General features: G+C 31.5%; 21 protein-coding genes, 1 rRNA gene and 6 pseudogenes. 18 read left to right on the top strand and 10 right to left on the bottom strand.

Going from position 1 to position 26789, the window contains the following annotated elements; genetic code table 11:
• Positions 1-49: 49 nt before the first annotated feature.
• The 3 genes from OTBS_RS06395 to OTBS_RS06385 all read right to left on the bottom strand — a co-directional run bounded on the left by OTBS_RS06395 (position 50) and on the right by OTBS_RS06385 (position 5011).
• Positions 50-1786, bottom strand: a complete 1737-nt coding sequence (locus tag OTBS_RS06395) for a ribonuclease J (RefSeq protein ID WP_011944870.1) — start codon at positions 1784-1786, stop codon at positions 50-52.
• 135 nt (positions 1787-1921) lie between these two features.
• Positions 1922-2659 (bottom strand): response regulator transcription factor CtrA, encoded by a 738-nt coding sequence (gene ctrA, locus OTBS_RS06390; protein ID WP_011944869.1) that lies wholly within the window; start codon positions 2657-2659, stop codon positions 1922-1924.
• An 848-nt stretch (positions 2660-3507) separates the two neighbouring features.
• Positions 3508-5011, bottom strand: a 16S ribosomal RNA gene (locus OTBS_RS06385).
• Positions 5012-5635: 624 nt separating this feature from the next.
• Between OTBS_RS06385 and OTBS_RS06380 the strand changes: the two genes are divergently transcribed.
• Positions 5636-5824 carry a hypothetical protein gene (locus tag OTBS_RS06380; protein ID WP_041621283.1) on the top strand — a complete coding sequence of 63 codons (189 nt, stop codon included), beginning with the start codon at positions 5636-5638 and terminating at the stop codon, positions 5822-5824.
• A gap of 229 nt (positions 5825-6053) precedes the next feature.
• The gene (locus OTBS_RS18425; RefSeq protein ID WP_080571878.1) at positions 6054-6188 is read left to right on the top strand and encodes a hypothetical protein; all 135 of its coding nucleotides are present in this window, start codon (positions 6054-6056) and stop codon (positions 6186-6188) included.
• On the opposite strand, the pseudogene OTBS_RS14365 reads toward OTBS_RS18425, so the two are convergent.
• Positions 6148-6243, bottom strand: a pseudogene (locus OTBS_RS14365) (IS5/IS1182 family transposase); the annotation flags it as partial. The gene OTBS_RS18425 and the pseudogene OTBS_RS14365 sit on opposite strands and share 41 nt — an antisense overlap.
• 811 nt (positions 6244-7054) lie before the next feature.
• Here OTBS_RS14365 and OTBS_RS17645 point away from each other — a divergent pair.
• The 5 genes and pseudogenes from OTBS_RS17645 (at position 7055) to map (ending at position 11524) form a co-directional block, all read left to right on the top strand.
• Positions 7055-7180 (top strand): hypothetical protein, encoded by a 126-nt coding sequence (locus tag OTBS_RS17645; RefSeq protein ID WP_269763919.1) that lies wholly within the window; start codon positions 7055-7057, stop codon positions 7178-7180.
• Positions 7181-7187: 7 nt separating this feature from the next.
• Positions 7188-8011, top strand: a protein-coding gene (locus OTBS_RS12590) for an IS5-like element ISOt6 family transposase (RefSeq protein ID WP_157866401.1) whose coding sequence is annotated in 2 segments (ribosomal slippage) — positions 7188-7575 and positions 7575-8011 — 825 coding nt in all. Because the reading frame shifts where the segments join, the coding sequence is not laid out codon by codon here.
• Positions 7998-8207 (top strand): hypothetical protein, encoded by a 210-nt coding sequence (locus OTBS_RS15460; RefSeq protein WP_041621281.1) that lies wholly within the window; start codon positions 7998-8000, stop codon positions 8205-8207. The genes OTBS_RS12590 and OTBS_RS15460 overlap by 14 nt, the downstream gene beginning before the upstream one ends.
• A gap of 857 nt (positions 8208-9064) precedes the next feature.
• Positions 9065-9652 (top strand): annotated as a pseudogene (locus tag OTBS_RS12580) (transposase); the annotation flags it as partial.
• A 1065-nt stretch (positions 9653-10717) separates the two neighbouring features.
• Complete coding sequence (gene map, locus OTBS_RS06355; protein WP_371220264.1) at positions 10718-11524, top strand: type I methionyl aminopeptidase; 807 nt, start codon at positions 10718-10720, stop codon at positions 11522-11524.
• Between the two features lie 559 nt (positions 11525-12083).
• Here map and OTBS_RS12575 read toward each other — a convergent pair.
• Positions 12084-12903 (bottom strand): annotated as a pseudogene (locus OTBS_RS12575) (IS5 family transposase).
• A gap of 117 nt (positions 12904-13020) precedes the next feature.
• Positions 13021-13491, bottom strand: a pseudogene (locus OTBS_RS12570) (transposase family protein); the annotation flags it as partial.
• Between the two features lie 296 nt (positions 13492-13787).
• Here OTBS_RS12570 and OTBS_RS14355 point away from each other — a divergent pair.
• Positions 13788-13883: pseudogene (locus tag OTBS_RS14355) on the top strand (IS5/IS1182 family transposase); the annotation flags it as partial.
• A 177-nt stretch (positions 13884-14060) separates the two neighbouring features.
• Positions 14061-14681 carry an ATP-dependent Clp protease proteolytic subunit gene (locus OTBS_RS06330; RefSeq protein ID WP_011944867.1) on the top strand — a complete coding sequence of 207 codons (621 nt, stop codon included), beginning with the start codon at positions 14061-14063 and terminating at the stop codon, positions 14679-14681.
• A gap of 688 nt (positions 14682-15369) precedes the next feature.
• Here the strand turns inward: OTBS_RS06330 and OTBS_RS06325 are convergent.
• Entirely contained in the window at positions 15370-16536 is a 1167-nt protein-coding gene (locus OTBS_RS06325; protein ID WP_080571877.1) for a reverse transcriptase domain-containing protein, read from the bottom strand.
• Between the two features lie 411 nt (positions 16537-16947).
• Here OTBS_RS06325 and OTBS_RS12560 point away from each other — a divergent pair.
• The 3 genes and pseudogenes from OTBS_RS12560 to mreC all read left to right on the top strand — a co-directional run bounded on the left by OTBS_RS12560 (position 16948) and on the right by mreC (position 19662).
• Positions 16948-17636 (top strand): annotated as a pseudogene (locus OTBS_RS12560) (2-oxo acid dehydrogenase subunit E2).
• 100 nt (positions 17637-17736) lie between these two features.
• Positions 17737-18804, top strand: a complete 1068-nt coding sequence (locus OTBS_RS06315; protein ID WP_011944864.1) for a rod shape-determining protein — start codon at positions 17737-17739, stop codon at positions 18802-18804.
• Between the two features lie 6 nt (positions 18805-18810).
• On the top strand, positions 18811-19662 hold the full coding sequence (gene mreC, locus OTBS_RS06310) for a rod shape-determining protein MreC (protein ID WP_011944863.1): 852 nt from the start codon (positions 18811-18813) through the stop codon (positions 19660-19662).
• Positions 19663-20017: 355 nt separating this feature from the next.
• On the opposite strand, the gene OTBS_RS06305 is transcribed toward mreC, so the two are convergent.
• Positions 20018-20842, bottom strand: coding sequence for an IS5-like element ISOt6 family transposase (locus OTBS_RS06305; RefSeq protein ID WP_041621276.1), 825 nt, complete (start codon positions 20840-20842; stop codon positions 20018-20020).
• A gap of 62 nt (positions 20843-20904) precedes the next feature.
• Positions 20905-21210, bottom strand: a complete 306-nt coding sequence (locus OTBS_RS16690; protein ID WP_232489055.1) for an RAP domain-containing protein — start codon at positions 21208-21210, stop codon at positions 20905-20907.
• Between the two features lie 899 nt (positions 21211-22109).
• Between OTBS_RS16690 and OTBS_RS12555 the strand changes: the two genes are divergently transcribed.
• Positions 22110-22933 (top strand): IS5-like element ISOt6 family transposase gene (locus tag OTBS_RS12555; RefSeq protein ID WP_157866399.1). Its coding sequence is split into 2 segments (ribosomal slippage): positions 22110-22497 and positions 22497-22933, totalling 825 coding nucleotides; the frame shifts between segments, so codons are not numbered across the junction.
• Here the strand turns inward: OTBS_RS12555 and OTBS_RS06285 are convergent.
• The gene (locus tag OTBS_RS06285) at positions 22893-23246 is read right to left on the bottom strand and encodes a hypothetical protein (protein ID WP_232488954.1); all 354 of its coding nucleotides are present in this window, start codon (positions 23244-23246) and stop codon (positions 22893-22895) included. The two genes, OTBS_RS12555 and OTBS_RS06285, sit on opposite strands and share 41 nt — an antisense overlap.
• Before the next feature lie 515 nt (positions 23247-23761).
• Here OTBS_RS06285 and OTBS_RS06280 point away from each other — a divergent pair.
• The 5 genes from OTBS_RS06280 (at position 23762) to OTBS_RS06260 (ending at position 26741) form a co-directional block, all read left to right on the top strand.
• Positions 23762-23962: a hypothetical protein gene (locus OTBS_RS06280; RefSeq protein ID WP_011944860.1), complete on the top strand. Its 201-nt coding sequence runs from the start codon at positions 23762-23764 to the stop codon at positions 23960-23962.
• A gap of 130 nt (positions 23963-24092) precedes the next feature.
• A complete protein-coding gene (locus OTBS_RS06275) occupies positions 24093-25331 on the top strand; it encodes a tyrosine-type recombinase/integrase (RefSeq protein ID WP_080571797.1) in 1239 nt (412 codons plus the stop codon).
• Between the two features lie 125 nt (positions 25332-25456).
• On the top strand, positions 25457-25792 hold the full coding sequence (locus tag OTBS_RS06270; RefSeq protein ID WP_011944246.1) for a hypothetical protein: 336 nt from the start codon (positions 25457-25459) through the stop codon (positions 25790-25792).
• Positions 25792-26343, top strand: a complete 552-nt coding sequence (locus OTBS_RS06265) for a TraE/TraK family type IV conjugative transfer system protein (RefSeq protein WP_011944688.1) — start codon at positions 25792-25794, stop codon at positions 26341-26343. The genes OTBS_RS06270 and OTBS_RS06265 overlap by 1 nt, the downstream gene beginning before the upstream one ends.
• A complete protein-coding gene (locus tag OTBS_RS06260) occupies positions 26340-26741 on the top strand; it encodes a hypothetical protein (protein ID WP_011944247.1) in 402 nt (133 codons plus the stop codon). Before OTBS_RS06265 ends, OTBS_RS06260 begins: the two co-directional genes overlap by 4 nt.
• The last annotated feature ends 48 nt before the right edge of the window (positions 26742-26789 follow it).

The raw sequence follows: 26789 nt of genomic DNA, 5'->3' as shown, positions 1-26789 counted from the left end.
ATATCTGAACAATTCAGCTAAGTCAATGTTAGTAATTACGCGTTATTTGCTAATTTTTTTGTTGATATAATTTATGGATATTGACCATAATTATTGGGTTCTTATTAACTTCTTGTTTAATAATACGCCTTATACAGCTTTTTGTAACTTCTTCAATTTTATCTCGTTTAATGGATCTTTTAGTGCTGTTATTAATTGATAATATTTGCTGAAGCTCTTGCTTGATTAGTGTAGCAATAGAGTAATCAGGATCATGTTCATTTTTAGGATTAGGATCTAGAAGACCAGGAAATGATAATATTGGCTCAATAGCTAAAATATTTCTATTGTTAAAAATCAAAGTAGCAATAACAATACCATTTTCTTGCATTCTTCTACGCTTATAAAAAATATCAGAATTCGCTGAAAGTATATAATTGCCATCTATTGCTAGATATTGCACTTTTATTTTTCCCAAAATTTTATGTGAGTCTGAGTTAATTTGTAGAATGGAACCATTTTCTAGTTCAACAACATTCTTAATTCCACAACTTTTGGCTAAATTAGCATGTTCATGTATATGTATTGGCTCTCCATGTACTGGTATACATATTTTAGGTCGTGTTAGCTTATACATAGCTTTCAGTTCTTCAATTGCAGGATGCCCTGATACATGTACAAAATTATCTTTTTCAGTAATAACTTTAACTTGTGCTCTAGTTAACTGGTTAAATAGTTTGTATATTCTTTTTTCATTACCAGGAATAATTTTTGATGAAAAGATAACTGTATCTTTAGCCTGTAGTTTAATATGTTGATGACTTCCAGTTACTATCTTATTAACTGCTGCTAACGGCTCACCTTGGCACCCTGTTGAGATAATCATTAATTTTTCACGTGGATATTTACTAAATTCTTTGATGTCTAATAATTGCTCGTTCACATCATTCAGATAGTCACTATCTTGTGCAGCACGCATCATCCGTAGCAAACTTTTTCCTGCAAGTATAACTTTACGACCAGCATGCTTAGCAGCAACAATTAATGACTGCAATCTAGCTAAATTTGAAGCAAATGTTGTAGTAATTATTAATCCTGATGCACTGCCAATAATATCAATTAAACTTTTTTGCAGATTACCTTCTGATCCTGAAAAACCGCTATAAAATACATTAGTAGAATCACACACTAGCGCTGTTATTCCTTCATCTCCGTATTTTTGCAATAAAGCTTTATCAGATTCTTTGCCAATAATAGGATCATCATCAAATTTCCAGTCTCCAGTATGTAAAATAGTACCAGCATCAGTTCTAATCATTAATGCTTGCATTTCTGGTGCGGAATGAGTTAGAGTTAACATCTCAATGGCAAATGGCCCAATATTAAATCTATGACCAGGAGTAATCTTATTAATAGTAACTTGACAAGTTGGGTCATACTCTTTTAATCTAAGTGACAAAAAATTAGCTGTAAAGTTAGTAGTATAGATAGGGCAATCCAGATCTTGAAGAAGGTACTGAACTCCTCCTAAATGATCTTCATGAGCATGTGTTAGTATCAACCCAGCTAATTTTTTTCCGCTAGCTTTGATGAAGCTTAGGTCTGTTATTAACATGTTAGCTCCAGGTGTAAAATCACTAGGAAAGCCTGCACCACAATCTACCATTATAAATTCTCCTTGGTAATGATAGATATTGACATTCATACCTATTTCGTTGCATCCACCAATTGGAATAAACACTAATTTATCTGTTTGAATTAATGAATTTATTGATTCATTATTACTTTGATCTAGATTATTTGACATTATAGAATTGAGTTTATTGAACTAAAAATAGGTAGTAATAATTTTTTTGTTAAGAACATTTTTGATTATAGCATTAAGAGCAAATATTATTATCTAAAAATAATATATATATTATTAATATTCACTATATAATTACTATTCTTCTTCAACATTATTTAAGCTATAACTATCATCGTTAGACTTAAATTCTGCAAATATATATCCTCTTCCCCATACTGTCTCAATGAAGTTAATACCATTAGACGCTTTTTCAAGTTTTCGACGCAGCTTGCATATAAATACATCAATAATTTTAATTTCTGGTTCATCTATACCACTATAAAGATGACTTAAGAACATTTCTTTAGTTAAAACAGTACCTTTCTTAATCGCTAAAAGCTCAAGGATTTTATATTCTTTATTAGTCAAATGTATAGGTATATTCTTTTGCTTATCTTTGTTATACATAGAAACAGACCTTGTATCAAGATTTATTGATAAATGTCCAACTCTAATTACCGCTTCTGAATGCCCTTTTGATCGACGTATAATAGCTTTTACCCTAGCAGATAGCTCATCAGAATCAAAAGGTTTAGTTATATAATCATCTGCACCAAATGACAAGCCCTTAATTTTATTATCAATAGTTGACAAACCAGATAAAATCAAAACAGGAGTTTGGATTTTTTGCGATCTTAAGCTTAGTAGAACCTCATATCCACTTATATCTGGTAACATTAAATCTAATATGATAAGAGAATAATCATATAATTTTGAGATCTCAATTCCATCTTTACCTAAATGAGCTTTATCAGCAATGATACCTTCATTAGCTAAAGATAGCTCAATAGATGATGCTTGTGCTGGATCATCTTCAATTAGTAGAACACGCATTTATTTTGCCTCATGAGCGTTATTATAACATAATTCTAAAGATTAATTTTAACGTATAATCTCATGAACTTATCATAAAATCAAGTTATTTCTTTATAAGACAATCAAGAATTGCAGTTTAAATCAAAAAAACTACACCAAATTGTAAAATGTATTAATATTTACAAAGTACGACTTAAACTCTTTAAACTCTTAGCTATATTGAAGTTATGTTCTAGTTATTAAATTGAGAATTAATACTCAGTTTATACCATACTTACGCTGTATATGCTCTGCTTCTTTTAAGCATGAATACTTGCATTGATAAAAAATATAAACTCAACTATAGTTAAAATGAGGGATATGAGTGAGATAATAACATTTAATAAATAAGATTTATATATTTTTTAAGCAAAAAACATTATCTATTGTACCGTTTATGCTACTTCTTACCTACTATAAAAAGCTTTAGTTGCAAATATTATGAATTTCACAGTTATATCAACAAACACCACTTTATAATCAACACCACTCTTCAATTAGCTCTTTACATTTAGGAAGAGTAGAACCTCTTTATTAAAATTCTGGAAACAATATAAAGATAGCAATAGAAAGCATGAAAAGTATAAATTATAGATTTTTTTTACTTATGTACATGTTAAACACTATTTTTTTCTACTCTTCTTTGCTAAAAGCCTTTCCATTAACTAAAAAAATCTTTGCTACAGCTAAAAATTTTTATCATCAAAACTGAAAAACTCTAATGTTATTGCTAGAACAAATAAAGTAAATAATCAGACAAAGGTAGTGACTAAAATTTAACTTATTACACTAATTTTAAAGAAAATTAAGGTAATAGAATTGTCTTTAAAGGAGGTAATCCAGCCGCAGGTTCCCCTACGGCTACCTTGTTACGACTTTACCCCAGTCACCAGTTCTACCGTGGTTAGCTGCCTCTTACGTTAGCTCACCAACTTCAGGTACCACTGACTCCCATGGTGCGACGGGCAGTGTGTACAAGGCCCGAGAACGTATTCACCGCGGCATGCTGATCCGCGATTACTAGCGATTCCGACTTCATGCACTCGAGTTGCAGAGTGCAATCCGAACTGAGATACCTTTTAATGATTAGCTCCACGTCACCGTATCGCATCACTCTGTAGGTACCATTGTAGCACGCGTGTAGCCCAACTCATAAGGGCCATGATGACTTGACCTCATCCCCACCTTCCTCCGGCTTAGCACCGGCAGTTTTCCTATAGTTCCCGGCATTACCCGCTGGCAAATAAGAATAAGGGTTGCGCTCGTTGCGGGACTTAACCCAACATCTCACGACACGAGCTGACGACAGCCATGCAACACCTGTGTGTAGTCCAGCCAAACTGAAGAAAAATGTCTCCATTTTTCGCGACTACCATGTCAAGAGTTGGTAAGGTTTTTCGCGGATCATCGAATTAAACCGCATGCTCCACCGCTTGTGCGGGCCCCCGTCAATTCCTTTGAGTTTTAATCTTGCGACCGTACTCCCCAGGCGGAGTGCTTAATGCGTTAGCTACGAAACTGAAAGAAAAATCCCCCAATATCTAGCACTCATCGTTTACAGCGTGGACTACCAGGGTATCTAATCCTGTTTGCTCCCCACGCTTTCGCGCCTCAGCGTCAGTAATGGCCCAGATGACAGCTTTCGCCACTGGTGTTCCTTCTAATATCTAAGAATTTTACCTCTACACTAGAAATTCCATCATCCTCTACCATACTCTAGCCTAACAGTTTTAGAAGCAGTTCCAGGGTTAAGCCCCGGGATTTCACTCCTAACTTATTAAACCGCCTACGCGCCCTTTACGCCCAGTAATTCCGAACAACGCTAGCCCCCTCCGTCTTACCGCGGCTGCTGGCACGGAGTTAGCCGGGGCTTTTTCTGTAGGTACTGTCATTATCATCCCTACTAAAAGAGCTTTACAACCCTAAGGCCTTCATCACTCACGCGGCATTGCTGGATCAGGCTTTCGCCCATTGTCCAATATTCCCCACTGCTGCCCCCCGTAGGAGTCTGGGCCGTGTCTCAGTCCCAGTGTGGCTGTTCGTCCTCTCAGACCAGCTACAGATCACAGGCTTGGTAAGCCATTACCTTACCAACTACCTAATCTGCCGCGGGCTCATCCATCAGCGATAAATCTTTCCTCCTTATAGAGGGCATACGGTATTAGCACTTATTTCTAAATGTTATTCCGTACTGATGGGCAGATTCCCACGTGTTACTCACCCGTTTGCCACTAATTAATGCTAAGCAAGCTCAGCATTAATTCGTTCGACTTGCATGTGTTAGGCATGCCGCCAGCGTTCGTTCTGAGCCAGGATCAAACTCTTAAGTTTGATACTTAAAGTTTAATCTGTCTCAACTTATTTATTATGTTTTGACGAGACATGAACTTAATTTCGCACTTTTTGCGAAAAATGTACTTGTCACTACCTTTGTCTAATTATTTACTTACCAAACAGCTATACTTTTTTCTAAAATTAATAGATTCAAAAGTATGTAGTTTAATTAAGCTTATTAATATGCTATACTCTTTAGATTGTCAACTACTATCTTTTAAATCATAATTTTAATTTTGCCACCAAAATTAAAATTATTGAAACTACTATAATAATGTAAACATAGCAATGATAAATTATTCAATATGCAGAAAGACTTTATAGAAACCAAAGTTTGATATAAGAGAATATGCTTTACTATTAAGAAGAGTAATAATTACAGGAATAGTGCAAACCTAAAAAGTAAAAAAATAAGCATAAAAGAATTGTTATAACTACCACATTTTTAATAAAAACATATGTTTAACACTATAATATGTATTAAGATCGATAACAATTGTTCTTCCTACATCTTAGCCTATTCCTTATATCAAACTCAGGATATAAACCAGAGTTTGATATAAGGAAAAATGTTGGAATATATTTGAAATAAGGATTACAAGAATAGATTAATAGAAATATATGATAGAAGTAATAGAAAAATATATGAGAAAGTATAAAGATCTCAAGAATAAAAAAGGAAAAGTTAATATGATTTCTCTGGTAGAGATTTTCTGCATAACAGATAATTTTTGCAAGTATTTTGAAGAAGGAATAAAAAAATATGTAATATCAAACCCTCCAACAAATATAAAAGGAGTTGTAATATGATCCTATCGGAAATCATTACGATAATGGTAATATGACAATTAAAAATTTTTTATTTATAATTGTATGTATCAAGATTATAAAAAGGAGTTTTCAAAGATAGTAAGCCATAACAGATTTATAGAGTTAATGCCTATGGTACTATTTTACAATCCATGTCAGAACAAAGAAACAGAAAAAATATTATTTGGTATAATACAGTGACTCAACAAAGCTTCCTGTATGTGATAATTTGAGAATTTATAAACATAAAACATTTCAAAGTATAGTACAAATTTGTAAGAGTTCTACAGGATGGTTTTTGAATAGGCCTCTTTCGAAACTGATTAACGTAGTTCAAAATTATAAATGTCAGAGATCAAATTAAATCTAAGACCGAATCTTTTACGTCTATTTCGACATTTATCAGCAATAATTTTGAACTACGTTAACCAGTTTCGAAAGAGGTCTAATGTAAGCTACATATAATTATTAATCATCATAGAGAGATTGCTAGTTTTACTCTAAAACCTTGTCTATAGGTAAAATTTATCTTATAAGGCAGATAGAATCAGTATATAGTCATCTACAATGATGTTTGAGCATAGAAAGAAGAGATAAAATAGTTAATATAATCTGTTGTTGTAAAGTTATTTTTCTGCTACCTTATTCTCTAGATTTAAATTCGATAGAAAAGTTTTGGACTAATATAAATCCGTGGATTAGAAATCAAATTACTTAATTTGGTAAATTTTATGAATCTATTATCACTTCTTTCTATCCTCAAACCTCATTGTAAATGACTATATATAACTCTAGAAGAAATGCTAAAATTCTAGCAGCAGTGAAAGAAGATAAGAATCCATACTTAAAACGCAAGATTAGGATACGAAAAAATATGAAAAGCATAATGAAAAAGGTATACAAGAGATAATATACAATATAATTATGCAATAGACCTCTTTCGAAACTGGTTAAGGTAGTTCAAAATTATTGATGATAAATGATAGACGTAAAGGATCCCGCCTTAGATTTAATTTGATCTCTGGCATTTATAATTTTAAACTACCTTAACCAGTTTCGAAAGAGATCTATTTTAATATTTAAGACTAATGTGTTATTATAAGTCTTTCAGAGTGTTAAATTTCGAGTATGGCTACTAAATTGCTATATTTACGCGGTATAAAAACGTGGTTTTTGAAAGCAAAAACCGCTTGAACCACCTGCTATATCTGACATTTTTAGAGGTTAGAAATGGCGCAAAAATTGCGTAATTTTGCAAGCAATAATTGCATTATTGCTAATAATAACAGTAGCAATAATAGACTTCTTTCGAAACTATACAATGATGTAAAATGGTGTTATAAAAATCTGATTTGAAGTAATAATGAAATTAGATCAGATTAAAGAGTTAAAGGATGAAAAATTTCGTCGATTAACAGTAGTAAGGGAGGGAACATTCTCAAAGATGGTGGATATTTTGAGGAAAGCTGATGGTGTTAAGAAATCAAAAGGAGGGCGTAAAAATAAGCTCAATTTGGAGGAACAGTTATTGATGGCCTTAGAATACCTTAGAGAATACCGTACTTATTTTCATATAGGTCAGAACTATGGGATTAGTGAAAGTTCAGCATATAAAGCTGTAAAATGGGTAGAAGACACCTTAGTTAAACACCCAAACTTTGCTCTTCCAGGTCGTAAAGCTCTAATGAATAGCGATATGAATTATGAAGTAGTCTTGATTGATGCTACTGAGAGTCCAATAGAAAGACCCAAAAAAAACAAAAATTCTATTATTCAGGAAAGAAGAAAAGGCATACACTAAAGACTCAAATAGTGGTAGACAAGAAAACACACCAAGTAATATGTACAGATTTTTCTAACGGTAAAAAACATGACTTTAGATTATTTAAGGAATCCAAAATTCTTATCCATCCTAAGATTAAAGCGATTACTGATACAGGATATCAAGGTATACAAAAAATTCACAATAATTCTGCATTACCAAAGAAAAAAAGCAAGAAAAATCCTTTAACTAAAAATGATAAAAAGAATAATCGTAGGTTAGCAGGAGAAAGAGTTGTCAATGAAAACGTTATTGGTATGCTAAAACGGTTCAAAATTATTGCTGACAAATATCGAAATAGACGTAAAAGATTTGGTCTTAGATTTAATTTGATCTCTGGCATTTATAATTTTGAACTACCTTAACCAGTTTCGAAAGAGGTCTAATGCAACAATATTTTATAACTTTATTGAAAATATCATTCCGCGTTCAAAAAGCAGAGGAATAGTGCAACAGGACAATTCAAACAATGAGAATACAAAAGAAGAAGATTTAGAGCTAAATGACAAACCAAAAAGTCTGAATCTGATGTTAGGTCTAATAGCAAGTTATCAGAATTAGCGAGTATTATTCGCTGAAAGCCAGTAATTGCCTTAACTTTTCTTTTATAAGCATCACAATAATGCTTGTGTCGTATTTTTTATCTGAAAGTGGAAAAACGAAAGAATCTATAACTTTTACAGAAAATCGTGAGTCAGGAGAAGAGGTTTTTGGAGTAGAATAAGCTGTAGACTTGAGAGCAAAATAGACAGATGGAATACTTAGTGAAGTCAAAACATTATAAGATAGATTAGAAAGTGTAATAGAGAGCAGATATTTAGAAACTACTACAAAAATTAATAATTTTAACCAAAAATTTGAGATATTTGAGAATCAGCATAAGCAAGGTCTATAATAATGATAGCAATGGGTTTAGTGCTGATGTTAATATCATATTTCAAATTCCAGCCATGATGACAAAACAAAGTAAGCTCCTGTAGTAGTAAAATCATTTGTAAATCTTAGGAGAGCTGAAGCTGAACCAAAAAAGAATGTTGAGCACTATGTTACTAGCGATAGTTCTGCTAGAGCTGAGCTGCTTACTGGAGTCGTCGTAGGTACAGTGGCTAACAGCCTTCATCACAAGAGCCAATCGTTCTGCAGCTAGTAGATACAGCTATTCTTTATGATGAATATAAAACTGATCAAATCAAAAAAGTGATTTTAATTGGATCTTTGTATGATAAAAATAAGTAAAATTGCAATAAAATAAAAGTTATAGCAATAGCACAAAAGAAAGCTAGCATATATTAAGCCTAAGGCTAATAGCGTGTGTTGTAGATAAGTAACTAGCTTTTTTAAACTGGACAGTATTCTTAGGCTAAAAAGCCTGTATTTACAAGGCTGGTTTTGAGGTATTAAGTTTAACATAAAATTTTGTGACTATAAATAGTATAATTGTAGGAATTAACGTTTTTAAAGAGATATTTGACTCAGCTGTGTTAACTAATAATAAAGCTCAAACAAGAAAATTTAATAATAATTCTGAATAGTTTAACAAATTAGTCACATGGTTAAAAAGCAGAGAAACTGGACATGTTTGTATGAAAGGTTTTGCAATGGGTAAACTTAGTCATACAAAAATAGATAAAGCAAACAACTGATAGCATATTTTTGCGAGGTACTGAAACCAGATAGTATCACTGCCAGTTCATATTTAAGAACTGCAGCAGCTAGTTAATCACATGAATGTTTTTTGAACATAAAACCTAAGAAACAAGTAGATTAGAAGACACATCTAAAGCAATTGCTGATAACATTCACATTCATATTGAATTCCTTGAAAAACAAACTAGAGAAATGGTCATATTAAAAATAACAAAGATCTTCTTAATAAAGCTGCATTACTTACATCAATACCATGTGTATGAGCAAAAACACAAGCTATAGTTCTTGCTTTTTTAGCAAATATTGAGAAATTTAGTTCTGCTAAACAAGTTGTAGCTTTTATAGGTCTTAATCCTAAAACATATGCATTTAAAGCATACTAGATACTGTTTTCTAATTAATTATTTCTTGGTTTATATAATTACTTCTCTTTCTTACGTTGATAGCAACTCACTTTTTTATAAAATTTGTTTTAGACTTCTATAAATCTTTACTTCTTAACAAAGGGCATATTATAGAAACTATTAATGGTTAGTTAAAACATCTTTTCTATATTGATTATACTCATCATAGATCTGTGATCTGTTATGAATTTTCACACTATAGTCATTTACAATGAGGTTTGAGAATAGCGAAAAGCGATAATAGATTCATAAAATTTACCAAATTGAGTAATTTGATTTCTAATACACAGCTTCATATTAGCCCAAAATTTTTCTATCGGATTTAAATCTAGAGAATAAGGTAGCAGAAAAATAACTTTACAACCAACAGATTATATTAACTATTTTATTGCTTTTTTCTATGCTCAAACCTCATTGTGGATAACTATAATGTCTTCTCTACATTTTTTGAAACATAAAAAATTTCTATTTCTTTTTCAAATGTATCTCTTTTTATTTCTTTTCAACTTTTATATCGTCGAAGTTTTTCAAAAAATTTAAAGAAAAAGATTTGGTGTAATTCAACCATTAACAATTGATAAACATTTATGATTGTATCAGGATTATTGCAGAGAGCGTCGATTCTGATTTGTTTTTTACATTATAAAGTAATTATTTTGATATTTTTGTTGAGGTTATGTTTTTTAAATTGGAAAATTAAAAACAAATATGGTAAAATGATAAGATAAAAAACTAAAAATCAGCACGCGCAATAAAATTGCATGCACAAATGTTGTCAGAAGTTTAAAGACAAGTCATTGCTTGTAAATAACAAAAAGTTAATTGATCTGGGCTTATGATTAATTGAATCACTGCCTTATATAATTTGAAGCTTAAAGAAGTCTATATTACAAGTTAAAGTAACCTATTGTAGATGGAACAATATAAGGTTATCTATAAATTGTAATTTTTGTTAATGATAATTGATTTGGTGTACTGGTTTTAAGTTTCAGTTTTGCTAATTTAGCAATTCTTGATTGAATGGTTAATGATATGCGATTGGTTCAACAACAAAGTGATTTTCTAGAAAAAATGCGAGCTGCTAGCAAGATTGCAGCATCTACTTTAGAAATGATTGAAAAATATGTTCAGCCAGGAGTAACGAGTAATCTGTTAAATAAAATTTGCCACGATTACATTATATCGCATGGAGCAGTTCCAGCTCCTTTAGGATATAAAGGGTTTCCAAAATCAATATGTACATCAGTTAATCATGTAATCTGTCATGGTATACCTAATGATAAATTGTTGAAAAATGGAGATATACTAAATATTGATATATCTTTAAGTAAAGATGGCGTTTTTGCGGATACTTGTAAAATGTATTTTGTAGGTCAGCCATCAGTAATGGCAAAAAGGATAGTTCAATGTGCACAAGAATGTTTATATTATGGTATCAATCAGGTAAAGGCCAATGCAAGTATAAGAAATATTGGTAGAGTTATTCAGAATAATGCTAAAAAATATGGTTACTCCGTGGTAAGAGATTTTTGTGGACATGGTATTGGCAAAATGTTACATCAGGATCCACAAATTTTGCATTATGATGATGCAAGTTGTGAAGATCAATATATGAAAGTAGGTATGACGTTTACTATTGAACCTATGATTAATGTTGGTAAACCTTATGCAACAATTTTATCTGATGGCTGGACTGCAGTTACTAAAGATCGTTCTTTATCAGCACAATATGAACATACATTATTAGTAGCAGATGCTGGAGTTGAAATTTTGACTTTACGCAGTGAGGAAGATCTTAGTTATATTAATAGTTTTACAAAAGTATGACTTTATTTAACTAGTAAACATAGTATTAACCTATTATTATACTTAGACTAGATATATTACATTGATTCTACAAAGTTAGCAATTTGTTATAATAAACGTATTTTTAGTAATTGAGTAATTTGATTTCTAATCCACATCTTCATATTAGCTCAAAACTTTTCTATCAGATTTAAATTAGAGAATAAGGTAGCAAAAAAATAACTTTATAACCCACAGATTATATTAATTTTTATCGCTTTTTTTTATGCTCAAATCTCATTGTAAATGACTATAGTAGATAGAAATCCTATTCATAGAATGAAAAATCATAAGGAAGAATCAAGAAATAGATATGTGACAGAGAAAGAGATGGACAGATTTATAGAAGTGCTGAAAGAGAAGAAAGGTAGTCAATCAACAGAATCACAAAAGTTATCAGCACAAACCAGGAAAAATTTTTACATTTATAGGTTTATTAACTGCAACTCGTAAAAATAATGTATCAGGAATGAGATGGTAAAAGATAAGATTTGGAAAGAAGTTTATACCAAAAAAAATACTAGACCTCTTTCGAAACTGGTTAAGGTAGATCAAAATTATAAATGCCAGAGATCAAATTAAAATCTAAGACCGATCTTTTACGTCTATTTTGATATTTATCAGCAATAATTTTGAACCGTTTTAGCATAGCAATAACGTTTTCATTGACAACTCTTTTTCCTGCTAACCTACGATTATTCTTTTTATCATTTTTAGTTAAAGGATTTTTCTTGCTTTTTTTCTTTGGTAATGCAGAATTATTGTGAATTTTTTGTATACCTTGATATCCTGTATCAGTAATCGCTTTAATCTTAGGATGGATAAGAATTTTGGATTCCTTAAATAATCTAAAGTCATGTTTTTTACCGTTAGAAAAATCTGTACATATTACTTGGTATGTTTTCTTGTCTACCACTATTTGAGTCTTTAGTGTATGCCTTTTCTTCTTTCCTGAATAATAGAATTTTTTTTTTGGGTCTTTCTATTGGACTCTCAGTAGCATCAATCAAGACTACTTCATAATTCATATCGCTATTCATTAGAGCTTTACGACCTGGAAGAGCAAAGTTTGGGTGTTTAACTAAGGTGTCTTCTACCCATTTTACAGCTTTATATGCTGAACTTTCACTAATCCCATAGTTCTGACCTATATGAAAATAAGTACGGTATTCTCTAAGGTATTCTAAGGCCATCAATAACTGTTCCTCCAAATTGAGCTTATTTTTACGCCCTCCTTTTGATTTCTTAACACCATCAGCTTTCCTCAAAATATCCACCATCTTTGAGAATGTTCCCTCCCTTACTACTGTTAATCGACGAAATTTTTCATCCTTTAACTCTTTAATCTGATCTAATTTCATTATTACTTCAAATCAGATTTTTATAACACCATTTTACATCATTGTATAGTTTCGAAAGAAGTCTAATAATCTAAAGTCATGTTTTTTACCGTTAGAAAAATCTGTATATATTACTTAGTGTGTTTGCTTGTCTACCACTATTTGAGTTTTTAGTGTATGTCTTTTCTTCTTTTCTGAATAATAGAATTTTTGTTTTTTTGGATCTTTCTGTATGACTCTCAGTAGCATCAATCAAGACTACTTCATAATTCATATCACTCTTCATTATAGCCTTACAACCTGTAAGATCAAAGTTTAGGTGTTTAACTAGGCTGTCTTCTACTCATTTTACAGCTTTATATGTTCAACTTTCACTAATCACATAGTTCTGACCTATATGGAAATAAGTACGGTATTCTCTAAGGTATTCTAAGGCCATCAGCAACTGTTCCTCCAAATTAAGCTTATTTTTTTACGCCAACCTTTTGATTTCTTAAGACCATCAGCTTTCCTCAAAATATCCACCATCTTTGAGAATGTTCCATTCCTTACTCCTGTTAATCGACGAAATTTTTCATCACCTAACTCTTTAATATGATCTAATTTCATTATTACTTCAAATCAGATTTTTATAACACCATTTTACATCATTGTCTAGTTTCGAAAGAAGTCTAATGTATTCTTTTCTGTCACAAAACGTTTAGATGCTTTTTCAAAACTAATTTTCTATCTTGTCTTTATGCTTAGCCCTTTTCTCCAAAAATCTATAGAATATGTCATACTAATTACTTTTTCATTACATCTTATTGTTATAATTGCTTTATACTAGTTTAGCTATATATTACTTAATCTTAATTTTAGTTCTTTTTCTTACATTAGACCTCTTTCGAAACTGGTTAAAGTAGTTCAAAATTATTGCTGACAAATATCGAAATAGACGTAAAAGATTCGGTCTTAGATTTAATTTGATCTCTGGCATTTATAATTTTGAACTACCTTAACCAGTTTCGAAAGAGGTCTATTAAATATTTTTCTATATCTTTATATCATATCGCTTCTTCATTTCAGAATATTATAACATCAGCCCTTGACAATCACGCGCATTATGTAAAAATTGCTAATACTTATTTAGCTAAAATTTATCTATAATAATTTTCAATACAAATTAAGGATATTTTATGAATAATAATCAAACCTCTTTATATGTACCTATGGTTGTCGAACAAACTAATCGTGGGGAGCGAGCTTATGACATCTACTCTAGATTACTTAAAGAGAGAATTGTATTTGTTTGTGGTGAAATAGAGGATCATATGGCAAATTTGGTTGTAGCGCAATTATTGTTTCTTGAAGCTGAATCACCTGATAAAAAGATTTTTATGTATATTAATTCCCCAGGTGGAGCAGTAACTGCAGGCATGGCTATATATGACACAATGCAATATATTAAGTCACCTGTATTAACATTATGCCTTGGACAAGCATGTTCAATGGGATCATTGCTACTTGCAGCAGGCCAGAAGAGTATGCGTCATTGTTTGCCTAATAGCAGAATCATGATTCATCAGCCATCAGGCGGATTTCGAGGGCAGGCTACAGATATTCAAATTCATGCACAGGAAATACTTAAAATGAAAAAGATTATTAATAACTTGTATGTTCATCATACTAATCAACCATTACAGGTAATAGAGGAAAGTATGGAACGTGATAACTTTATGGATCCAGTAGCAGCAAAAGAGTTTGGATTAGTTGACCATATAACTACAGAACGTGCTCAAGTAGCAGAAAGAAAATAAACATTTATCGTTCCAGCAAGTTAGATTTTTCATCTTTATAGTGCACTGTAGATGTTTTATGCGTTTGATACCTCTAACCTGTATCAAACGTAAAAGGAGCATTTGATAATATTGATCATAATTTTCTTTTGAAAATTATAGGAAATTTTTCTATTCGTAATTGGGCTCAAGCATGGCTTAAATATGGTGTAATGCAGGATTATCAAAACAACAACTTATACTCCATAATGTGGATTAATTTCTCCATTACTTTTAAACATAACTCTTTATGGAATAGGTGATATACTTAATATTATCTATAATAAATATGATTACCTACATTAGACCTCTTTCGAAACTGGTTAAGGTAGTTCAAAATTATAAATGTCAGAGATCAAATTAAAACTATGTGAGTAGACCTAACCAATTGCTCAATTAGGCCCCTCCTCAGAACCGGACTTGCAGAATTACCGCATCCGGCTCTCAAAAATAAGATAAGCATTATGCCTTATTTGTTGTCTAGAACATTGAGACAATCTTTCCAATTTTAGGAAAATTTACTCTTTTAAGTATCTCGGTTAGTCTTTTCCAATTCATCTTACGTTTTCCTCCCATTCTATTAAACCAGTTATATATTGCCCGTTTACTTTGGTTGATAAATGAACTTACTCGTCTTTTATTATCAGATATACCATGATAGTTGATCCATTCACCTAATAACTCTAATGACTTGTGATAATGCCTGCGTTTTGTCTTGCGTATTTAGCTGACCACGCAAATATTTTCTCAGTCCTTTCAGTTTCTCAGTAAAACGATCTCTTCTTGAGGTATATTTTAGTCTCCATGTTGTGCCAAATCTTGATTTACCACAATAGCAAGTAAATCCAAGAAAATTATAACTTGTGATCTTCTTGCCTTGTTTGGCTAAATTTGCAGCATGGTCTCTACCAGATTTTATCATTTGTGATTTAGCTTCATTGATATTTAGCCCATACTTATTTAACCTTTTAGGCAAAACATCATAAAACCTTTTCGCATCTGTTTCCTTTTCAAAGACAAATACCATATCGTCGCAGTACCTCACCATTCCTGTTTGTCCCATTAAGTTTTCTTTGCTGATTTTTGCAAACCAGCTATCTATAACATAATGCAGAAAGACATTTGCCAGAATTGGTGAAACTATTGATCCTTGACGACAACCTTCTTTGTTAGTAACTATAGTACCATTTTCTATGATTGGTGTTTCAATCAGTTTCATAACTAGTCTTAGAAATTTCTTGTCAGATATTCTCTTTCTTAGAAATTCCATCAACTCACAATGCTTGATTGTATTGAAACACTTTGTTATATCAATCTCTACTATAGCCCCTTTATTGAAGTTATACGTAAGTCTATTTAACTTCCTTAAAGCATCGTGTGCATTTAATTTAGGTCGAAATCCATAGGAATACTTTAAGAATATTTGCTCAAACACAGAGTTTAGTATCTTGCTTACTGTAGACTCGATTATCTTATCTTCAAAACATGATATTACCAAAGGTCTTTTGCCTCCATCTTCTTTTGGAATTTCTGTTATTCGTGCAGGTTTAGCTTGATATTGCCATTTGCGAATTCTAGTAAGAAGCGAGAGCAGATTTGCTTTCAACTTCTTACCATAATCCTCTTTGGTTATACCATCTATTCCTATCGCTTTCTTGCTATCGAGTTCCTTATATTGTTCTTCTAATATCTTTAAATCAATGATATGTCCAAGATTATTAAACTTTATGTCTTGATTTAGATTATTAAACTTTATGTCTTGATTTTTCGATGATAGCAACTTTATACGCTCAAGTTTCGTTAACCATGTATTTCTGTCTATGCTGTGTACAGCCATTGTTTCCCTCTTGCATTCTTACTTTTCTGCTAACCCTTTGCTCCACCCACATTACTAGGTTTCATCACTACTATGGCTAACTCAGCCATCCTTACACCATCTCCAAAGCCTTATGTTTCATCACTTGTACTTTGAATACTTACTTAATTACGTAAGAGTTATAAGGACTTCTCAAGTTGTGTCATTAATCTTTACAAACTCGCTGACGCCTGCGACCCCGGTGGTTGAAAATTTTTGGATTTTTACTAGTTTGACCTCCAATCTTCTTTTGCCTACTATGTGCTAGAACATATCGGCTTCCACTACATCTCACTTTCAGGGCTATCACGTTCACCATTTGGTTTCGGCTCGAATGTTTCACTGTCTACGCTTTACTACTGTCGTTACCTTCAGCAGCACAAGACTCGCTATATGGTGGATCTAGCTTCTCCTTCCATAACTGGACTTTCACCAGTAAGATTAATTCACCTTTTCTTGACGCACAGACCGAATCTTTTACGTCTATTTCGATATTTATCAGAAATAATTTTGAACTACCTTAACCAGTTTCGAACGAGGTTTAATGAAGAAATAAAAATATCAGTTAACGATTTGCTGATCAAGATTACTGCTATAGCTTTAGTTAGAGTACCTATAATTAACTCTAGCTGGGAAGAGTGTGGTACTAGAAAATATGATTCAATAGATATTGCTATTGGTATTGCTGTTGCTGTTAAAGATGGCCTATTAACTCCTATTATTAGAAATGCTGATAAAAAATCTTTATTTGTAATTTCTAATGAGGCAAAAAGTTTGATTATGTGTGCTCGAGCTAATGAATTTAACCATAGTAAGTTTCAAGGGGTAGTTTTACTATTTCTAATCTTGGTATGTATGGTATTAAGCAATTTAATGCAATAATTAATCCTCCTCAAAGTTGTATACTTAGTATTGGAGCTGCTATTAAGATGCCAGTCGTTGTTGATAATCAAATTACTGTTGCTAGAGTAATTGATATATCACTTTCATGTGATCACAGAGTAGTTGATGGTATAGTTGGAGCAAAGTTCTTAAATATTTTTAGAGAAATCATAGAAAATCCAATGATAATGTTAGTATAATTGTTAATTAATTTATTACGTAATGAATATTTTACGTTTACTTAAAAACAAGTGCAGCTATATTATATTTGTTAACTTATATTTTTATTCTATATAGATTATGGTTTTAAAGAAATATATTAAACAAGCAAAAGAAAAAATACTAAGTTTTTATTCTTCTAATATGGCTATTGATCTAGGTACAGCTAATACACTTGTCTATGTACAGGGCAAAGGAATAGTATTAAATGAACCATCGGTTGTTGCATTGATTAGAGAAGGAGGATCTTATAAACCTTATGCATTTGGGCATGAAGCTAAAATGATGTTAGGTAAAACTCCATCAGATATTGAAGCTAAAAGACCACTGAAAGATGGTGTTATTGCTGATTTTAAAAGTGCTGAAGAAATGATTAAGCACTTTATTCATTCAGTACATAATCGTAGAAGCTTTGCTGGACCAGTAATAATTATATGTGTACCTTCAGGTTCAACACCAGTTGAGCGGCGTGCCATACAAGAGGCAGCAGAAAGCGCTGGAGGGCGTGAAGTATTTTTAATAGAAGAGCCAATGGCAGCAGCAATTGGGGCTGGATTACCTGTTACATCTCCAACTGGATCAATGATAGTAGAAATTGGAGGTGGAACTACGCAAGTAGCTGTACTATCACTTGGTGGAGTTGTATATTCAAAATCAGTGCGAGTAGGTGGTGATAAAATGGATGAAGCAATATCTTCATATATCAGGCGCTATCATAACTTGTTAATAGGAGATCCTACAGCAGAAAGAATAAAAAAGGAAATTGCAACAGCTTATGTTTCTACAAATACAGAAGCTAAAACTATCCAGATTAGAGGTCGAGATTTAATTAATGGTGTACCAAAAGGAATTACAATTTCTGAACAACAAATTGCTGAGAGTTTAGTTGAGCCAGTAAATCAGATAATAGAAACAATCAAAGCTACACTTGAGTGCACACCTCCAGAGCTTTCTGCAGATATTGCAGATAAAGGTATAGTGTTAAGCGGTGGAGGCTCTTTAATTAAAAATTTAGACTTATTAATAAAAGAAACAACTCAATTGCCAGTATTCATTGCTGAAAATCCTTTATTTTGCGTAGCTTTAGGGAGCGGCGAAATCTTAGAAGACTTTGACAGATTAAAGCATGTACTGTTTAAACAGCACTAATTTTCTATGGCACTTTTAGAAAATCGTTATAAGTACCAGAGCAAAAATATACTTAAACATTTAGTAACTGTATTAACAAAATTTCGCCTAGTTACAGCTATTTTTATAATTATCGTGTCTATGTGTACAATGCATTTTTCTAATACTACACATGTCAAGGCTATTGTACTTGAAAATACTGGTCAAATACTTGAGACTTCTTTATCAGTTCTAAATTATATTAGTAATGCCTATGCTAATTTATTGCAATATTTTAAACCACTGGATCAGTTAAAACGAGATAATGCTGAATTAAACTCAAGAATATCTTATTTACAAGATGTTGAGCAAAAACTAGTTATATTAAATGCTGAAAATCAAAGATTAAAAAATTTTATCAGCTTTAGTGGTGAAGCGCTTAATAACTCAATTACTACAAGGCTATTATCAATTAGCTCTACACCTTATAATAAATTAGGAATTATATCAGCAGGATTTAATCAAGGCATTGAGAAAAATAATGTTGTATATGATAATCATGGATTAATTGGCCGAGTAATTGAGGTAAGTAATAATTACTCTAAAATTCTCCTTTTGGCTGATTCAAATTCAAAAATACCAGTGATATCTTCAATTTCTCAAGAAAGAGCTATCCTTGTTGGCGGAGGAAGTGATAACTATGCTGTAAAGCCTTTATATCTCGATGAAAATACTAAGGTCCAACTTGGAGAAATATTTGTTACATCAGGTGATGGGCAATATTATCCATATGGGATAGCAGTAGCTAAAGTAACTGCTATAAATAATGGAGATATTCACTTAACTTTATGCTCTAATTTAAATAGAGTTGAGTTTGTCAAAGTGAAATTGTCTAGTTAATATTATAGTAACCAAGGTTTGGAATATAGTAAATTATGTTGAATTAGATATGGTGATGAGATAATCTGAAGTGCAAATATCAACAAATAGCTTAATATATAAGCATAAAAAGATCTGTAACACTTATTTCTCTGTGTTTTAGCATATTTTTATATCTAACTTGTATACTTATAACTATTTTCTCTTTTCTTTTACAAAATAAGAAACATATAAAAATAGTTAAAATATGAATCAATTTAAGATTGAATATTTGCTTATTTAGTATATAATAACTTTATAAAATATATTCCGAGTTCGATAGAAGTAGAATAAGAGTTACAGGGATAGATTGATATTAGGCCTCTTTCGAAACTGGTTAAGGTAGTTCAAAATTATAAATGCCAGAGATCAAATTAAATCTAAGACCAAATCTTTTACGTCTATTTCGATATTTGTCAGCAATAATTTTGAACCGTTTTAGCATACCAATAAAGTTTTCATTGACAACTCTTTCTCCTGCTAACCTACGATTATTCTTTTTATCATTTTTAGTTAAAGGATTTTTCTTGCTTTTCTTCTTTGGTAATGCAGAATTATTGTGAATTTTTTGTATACCTTGATATCCTGTATCAGTAATCGCTTTAATCTTAGGATGGATAAGAATTTTGGATTCCTTAAATAATCTAAAGTCATGTTTTTTACCGTTAGAAAAATCTGTACATATTACTTGGTGTGTTTTCTTGTCTACCACTATTTGAGTCTTTAGTGTATGCCTTTTCTTCTTTCCTGAATAATAGAATTTTTGTTTTTTTTTGGGTCTTTCTATTGGACTCTCAGTAGCATCAATCAAGACTACTTCATAATTCATATCGCTATTCATTAGAGCTTTACGACCTGGAAGAGCAAAGTTTGGGTGTTTAACTAAGGTGTCTTCTACCCATTTTACAGCTTTATATGCTGAACTTTCACTAATCCCATAGTTCTGACCTATATGAAAATAAGTACGGTATTCTCTAAGGTATTCTAAGGCCATCAATAACTGTTCCTCCAAATTGAGCTTATTTTTACGCCCTCCTTTTGATTTCTTAACACCATCAGCTTTCCTCAAAATATCCACCATCTTTGAGAATGTTCCCTTCCTTACTCCTGTTAATCGACGAAATTTTTCATCCTTTAACTCTTTAATCTGATCTAATTTCATTATTACTTCAAATCAGATTTTTATAACACCATTTTACATCATTGTATAGTTTCGAAAGAAGTCTAATGAGATAAAGATTCATGTGTTAATGAATCTGGTAGAATATATTCGTATGCATCATAAAATACATCTTCTGATATCGATAATTCAGAATGAGGTAGAAATTCACTTGTTGATTGCTCTGGTATATTCTCCTGTGCATCATAGAATATTTCCTCTAACATATCTGATTTAGAAGCAGATTTATCATTACATATCAATTTACATATATATTGTCCTTGGTCAGTATCTGTTCTTAACTTATCCCAAATCCAATATGGAATTCTATGTACTGTGTATCCGTAACTTTTCAATAATTCAGTATTCAGCCTAGTCGAAACGTTAGGAGCATTATTGTCGTTAAAATGACTTGGCCCATCTACTTGGATTACTGTATTTTCCTCTTTAATAAAGATATCAACTCTGGAAGTAATCTGCTTAATATAATGCTCACTTTTAACAGTATGTTGTGCTACTACTTTTTTGACTACCTTCAGTACATTTAGTTGTAGATTTGAAGTATGGGAATGTGTAAAATTAGTTTTACACTTCTTTTCAAAAAGTTGGCGATTTTGTGAAGTTAATATTCCTACACCTTGTTTACCAAAATAATAATGCGCTTTTAAAATTTGACTAATATTCTCATTATTCTCATCAACCAGTGCAATGTTTTTATTAACAGTATCAATAAATGGCTGTGGTACTTTAATTTTAGAGTTGCATAAAATATTTAATATAAATATTCCATAAATAGAACTAGCTAACCCTTGAGTATTAAACTGATCTATGATTGTAGTAGCCTGATGTATCCAAGCATTAATGAATTGAGCTGATGGGTTTGATTTCTAAATGCCCAAATGCCCATAGGGAATTAGATAACACTTGAGTATTAAACTGATCTATGATTGTAGTAGCCTGATGTATCCAAGCATTAATAAATTGAGCTGTTGGCTTGATTCCTAAATGTCCAAATGCACATATGGAATTGGCTAACTCTTGAGTATTAAACTGATCTATGATTGTAGTAGCCTGATGTATCCAAGCATTAATGAATTGAGTTGTTAGCTTGATTCCTAAATGTCCAAATGCCCATATGGAATTAGCTAAATTTTGAGGTATAAACTTATCTATGCTTGTAGTAGCCTGATGTATCCAAGCATTAATAGACTTCTTTCGAAACTACACAATGATGTAAAATGGTGTTATAAAAATCTGATTTGAAGTAATAATGAAATTAGATCAGATTAAAGAGTTAAAGGATGAAAAATTTCGTCGATTAACAGGAGTAAGGAAGAAAACATTCTCAAAGATGGTGGATATTTTGAGGAAAGCTGATGGTGTTAAGAAATCAAAAGGAGGGCGTAAAAATAAGCTCAATTTGGAGGAACAGTTATTGATGGCCTTAGAATACCTTAGAGAATACCGTACTTATTTTCATATAGGTCAGAACTATGGGATTAGTGAAAGTTCAGCATATAAGGCTGTAAAATGGGTAGAAGACACCTTAGTTAAACACCCAAACTTTGCTCTTCCAGGTCGTAAAGCTCTAATGAATAGCGATATGAATTATGAAGTAGTCTTGATTGATGCTACTGAGAGTCCAATAGAAAGACCCAAAAAAAACAAAAATTCTATTATTCAGGAAAGAAGAAAAGGCATACACTAAAGACTCAAATAGTGGTAGACAAGAAAACACACCAAGTAATATGTACAGATTTTTCTAACGGTAAAAAACATGACTTTAGATTATTTAAGGAATCCAAAATTCTTATCCATCCTAAGATTAAAGCGATTACTGATACAGGATATCAAGGTATACAAAAAATTCACAATAATTCTGCATTACCAAAGAAAAAAAGCAAGAAAAATCCTTTAACTAAAAATGATAAAAAGAATAATCGTAGGTTAGCAGGAAAAAGAGTTGTCAATGAAAACGTTATTGCTATGCTAAAACGGTTCAAAATTATTGCTGACAAATATCGAAATAGAGGTAAAAGATTCGGTCTTAGATTTAATTTGATCTCTGGCATTTATAATTTTGAACTACCTTAACCAGTTTCGAAAAAGGTCTAATGAATTGAGCTGATGGTTTTATTCCTAAATGTCCAAATGCCCATATGGAATTAGCTAACCCTTGAGGTATAAAATCCTCAATTAGATTTATAGCTTTATTTGTCCAAGCATGAAGAAATTCAGTACTTATACCATAGTCTAATTTTGCCAATTGGTATACAATTGTTGCTAAACCTCTGGCATCAAACTGCAGTCTATTGTATCTTGTATCTTCAGTTTGTAGTAAAAACAAAGCTCTATTTAAAATCTCTGTTATAATAGTTTCAGATAATATCTTTCTATCTTTAAGCATACGACATAGTTTAATGCTGTCCATTGCTTGGATATTAAGTTGCGTAGTGCTTCTGCAACGCATGTTCTAGGCTCCTTATATAATTTAGCTTTGCAATACTAAGCGTTGCTTTTTAGAAAGGTTATAATATGCATTAATTGAGTACTATATATCACACTATTCTTTTAGAATCAATATTTAGTTAATATAAGTTTATAAATTTGAAAAATATATAACATAACTGTTTTATAGTACTTTAGCTATACCATCTATTCTTATATAGTCATTTTCAATGAAGTTTGAGCATAGAAAAAAGCGACAATAGCTATAAAATTTACCAATAGGATATTTTATACGCAAACTTCATTGAAAATGACTATAGCTTTATTGCTATCGAGTTCCTTATATTGTTCTTCTAATATCTTTAAATCAATAAGATGTTCTATAGGTAAAAGTGCAAAGGTAGATCAAGTATAAGGGAGAAGAAAAGTTAATTTTTATTAACTTCTACACTTTATAGAACCTACTATTAACTTGTGTTAACTTTTATTAATATTTTTAATCAAGCTTCAACTTTAACTATAAATATATTTCCAATATTTGTCAATATAACAAAAAAATTAAAGCAAAAGGTTGACAAAAGGTTGACAGAAAATTTAGGAAATTGGGGGCCAGTTTTCAATCTAGAGGTTAATCTAATGATCGAAAAATATATACAACCTGGGATTGATAAGTGATTTTTAAGTTATATGTATTATGAACAAATTAGTATAAAAATTTGCTATCAAATAAAAAGTATAATATAGATCATCTGTTTAATTAAACGTAATACTTTAATAATAAATATTAATATTATGTGGGGTGATTATGACTTCAATATCATCAAAGTTTATAAATCGAGCACTACGTAAAATTAAAATTCCTAAGGGAGAAAAATTATTAATTATCCACGATCCAGATATAATAGGACTTAAACTGAAAATCTCATGTACAGTCTGTGGAGGAATAGTAAGAAAAACATGGATTTTAGAACAAAAATATAAAAACCAGAGTTTAAAAATAAGGATAGTGGAATTTCCATATTTATCTATTAAAGAAGCTAGAAAAATAGCAAGAGAATTAAAGACATTAATGGCGAACGGAATAGATCCAAGAGCAGTAAAACATCAACAACAGATAGAAGAAAATGAGAATCGTATAAAAGAAAGAGAAAGAAAAGCTAACGATATTACATTCAAAGAGCTGTGTTATAAGTATATTGAAGAGTATGCCAAAATATATACTATAAACTGGAAAGAGAATGCTGACAGAGTACATACTTATGCACAAGCATTATATGAAAAAAAGATAAGCAAGATTCGAATGAGTGATATTGAACCAATATTCAATGATATCAGCAAAGAGGGAAAATATGCCACAGCAAATGCATTGCTAGCAACCTTACGCACTATATTTAATAAGGCAATAAAATGGGGATTAATAGAAAACAATCCTACTCTAGGGATAGAGCAGCATAAACTGCAAGCAAGAGAGAGACGTCTAAGTTACGATGAAATGGGTAGATTTTTACAAGTATTATGCGGAGAAGCAAGTCCATTGATAAGAGATTTTGCATTACTAGCGTTATATACTGGAGCTAGAAAAAGTAATGTGTTAGAGATGGAATGGGACAATATAGATTTTGAAAGAAAAATATGGCATATACCAAAAACTAAGAACGGAAAGGCGCAAAATATACCATTAACAGATGAGGCAATGGAAATATTGCAAGCAAGGAAATTAATATCTACAAGTAAATGGGTACTACCAAGTTCTACTAGCGAAAGCGGACACTTATCGCATCCAAATACCGCATGGAAGATAATTTGTGAAAAGGCAAGCATAAAAAATTTCAGAATACACGATCTAAGAAGGACGTTTGCAAGTTGTATGGGGGATGCAGGCGAAAGTCAGAGGACAATTAGTATAGCATTGAATCATATTAATCCAAACTCAACAATACCTTATACTATAGCTTGTATGGAGTTAGTACGAGAGTATATGTCTAAGGCTATACAAATAATTAGTGAATGTGCTAGAAGTTATAATATTTATAATACTATCTGACTGATATAAACGTTGTGGTAAGAATAGTGCGATTTCATGTCGCACATGCATATATGAACACTAATTATTGCAGGTAAAATCTGTGTTTGAAGATATTTAGCTAATTTAAACATTATAGTAGCAGAATGAGAAATCTCATGCTACAATTGAGGCTGAAGGTGATTATACAAAATCAAAAATTATGTTGGGCATTATCGAGGCCGTTGAAGTATATGGGTTTGAGCATTGACGAATGGGGAGTAGTGCTAGCTGGAGTAGCTCCAGGAATTGTACTACTAAACAGCAGGCATGCTAAATTAGGCCTAGCCTTTATGGTTGGAGGAATTGCTCTATGTTATTGCTTTAAGAAAATTAAGAAGGTATCTGAGAATTTTTTGCTAAAAAGTTTTTTAGTAGCTAAAGGTTTATTGCCAGCTCCATTAGGATATCCAAGGCTTTTGGGCAAAAAAGTTGGCAAGTAATGAATCATCTCTTTAAGCAAAATGCTATACAAGAGCTGGTTAAATATAATAAATGCTTACTTTCAGTAACTATATTGCTAGCTGCAGCTAATATAATTGCGATAATGGCTGCAATTACCAAAGAAGAAAAGTGGTTATTAATTCCAGCAATGGAGCCTGATCGTAAAATGATGGTTTCATCAAAAAATTACCATGAAACCTATTTAAAGGAATGGGCAATTTATGTAACGAAACTCTTATTTACTACTTCTCCAAATGAGGTAGAAAGACAAATAGCAGACATGAAAGTTGCATCTAGTAATACTGAATCTTTAAATAAATTTTTTCATGATCACTTGCAATTTGTTAAAGGCTCAAATGTGTCTTCAGTCTTTTTTCCGAAGAAGGTTGAAGTGATAAAGGATGGAGTATTAATTAGTGGAACGCTTCGTTATTGGTTTAGCGATAGTAAACATATAGCTGTCGATAAGACTTACCTTTTGACTTACAAGCGAAGTCCTAATTACCTTTTGTTGTTAACTGGCGTTAAAGAGAATGGAATAAAAAAATGAGTATTAGAATTTTGAGGTTTATGATAGGGTTTATTGCTTTAGTCAAGTTTAGTGATGTATATGCGGTAGAATATGAGTTAGAAGTTGATAATTTGCTGAAGCTTGAGATTTCTGATAGTGGGCCAACAAGAATTAATCTTAAAGATGAAAAAATCAATGATATTTTTATGTATCCTCAAAATGCAGCCGAAGTTGTAGTTCATGAGTCTGGATGTTTGTTTATTGCTCCACGAGAAGAAGAAAAGAAGCTTTATTTAACAGTAATAGGAGAACACAAAACAATTCAAGATTTAATGTTAACTTTTACTCCAAAAACTCCAAGCCATGTAACGCTTATTAATGCTGCTACAGAAGAAGCTGAAAAGGATAATTCAAAAGGAAAAATAAAATTAGCTTAAAATGCTAGTTTTTACTTTAAAGCTTGTTAAGCTCAGCATCAAGCATAT

It is taken from the genome of Orientia tsutsugamushi str. Boryong, assembly GCF_000063545.1.
GTDB lineage: Bacteria > Pseudomonadota > Alphaproteobacteria > Rickettsiales > Rickettsiaceae > Orientia > Orientia tsutsugamushi_C.
Note: the sequence above shows the minus strand (reverse complement) of the source record. Positions and strands in the feature narration are given on the sequence as shown.